The 1,290-nt window shown below is 63.2% G+C and carries 2 protein-coding genes; both read right to left on the reverse strand.

Going from position 1 to position 1,290, the window contains the following annotated elements; genetic code table 11:
* Positions 1-30: 30 nt before the first annotated feature.
* Positions 31-918, reverse strand: coding sequence for an IS3 family transposase (locus tag IU459_RS37195; RefSeq protein ID WP_195134261.1), 888 nt, complete (start codon positions 916-918; stop codon positions 31-33).
* A 2-nt stretch (positions 919-920) separates the two neighbouring features.
* Complete coding sequence (locus IU459_RS37200) at positions 921-1,226, reverse strand: transposase (protein ID WP_195134262.1); 306 nt, start codon at positions 1,224-1,226, stop codon at positions 921-923.
* Between the last annotated feature and the right edge of the window lie 64 nt (positions 1,227-1,290).

Consider the following 1,290-nt stretch of genomic DNA (forward strand, 5'->3'; position numbering starts at 1 on the left):
TGAGATTCCCCCGCTGAGCCGGAGAGCGGATTACCTGGTTCCGACTGGAACCGGTTGATGGTAGCTGGCTTCGTATTCGTCGGGTGAACGCCAACCAAGCTTCTTCTGGATGCGCTGGGTGTTGTACCAACCGTCGATGTAGGCGAACAGCGCGTTCTCGGCGTCCTCGCGGGTTCGCCACGAGTTGCGGTAAACCAGTTCGGTTTTCAGGGTGGAGAAGAAGTTCTCCATGAGCGCGTTATCGTAGGAATCGCCGACCGATCCCATCGATTGGGCAATCCCGTTGTCGGCCAGCCGATTTGCGAACCGGAAAGCCGTGTAGGTCGACCCACGATCGGAGTGATGGATCAATTCGCCGTCGCGAACATCTCGGGACCAGATGCCGTATTCGAGGGCACCGAGCACCAGGTCGGTGTCGCAGCGGTCGGAGGTCTTCCACCCGACGATCCGGTTGGAGAACGCGTCCCGGACCGCGGCCAGCCAGAACACGCCCTCACCGGTCGGGATGCGCGTGGCATCGGCGACCCAGAGTTTGTTCGGGGCATCGGCGGTGAAGTCGCGTTCGACCAGATCTGGCGCCGGCTTGGCTCGCGGGTCCTGCCGGGTCGAGGGTGTACGCCATTTCCTGCGCAGGAACGAACCCTGCAACTCGGCCGAGCGCATCAACCGCTCGACTCGTTTGCGGCCGACCCGCACACCTCGACGGGCCAGGGTGGCATGCACCCGTGGCGACCCGTAGGTCCCGCCGGAACTGGTGTGAATGTCGATGATCTCGGCCAACAGTTGCTCGTCCTGCAATCGCCGCGGTGACGGGTTCTTCGCGCGCTCGAGCCATCCGTAGTAGGTCGAGGACGCGATACCGAGAACCCGTAGTACGAGCTCGACCGGGTGCTGCGGATGCTGTTCGATGAACCGCACGATCACCTCCGGGTCTGGTCGAGCTCCGAGGCGAAATACGCACTCGCAGAACGCAACACCGCGTTGACCCGCTCGAGCTCGGCGACCTTCTTTCGCAGCTGTTTGTTCTCCTCGGCCATGTCCGTGGTCGGCCGATCGGCCCGCTCACCAGCATCGGCCTCGGCCTGGCGGATCCAGTTCCGCAACGCCTCGTGATGCACCCCCAACTGCTCGGCAAGTTTGCGGATCGTCGGCTTGGGATCCGACTCCCGGTACAACCGGACCGCGCGAGCCCTCAACTCGTCGGGATACTTCCTCGGTGCTGCCACAGATGACTCCTTCCGGTCCTATCGGACCACACATCGGAGCCCTCCGGAAAACGGGGGAATCTCA

It is taken from the genome of Nocardia amamiensis, assembly GCF_015477605.1.
Lineage (GTDB): Bacteria > Actinomycetota > Actinomycetes > Mycobacteriales > Mycobacteriaceae > Nocardia > Nocardia amamiensis_A.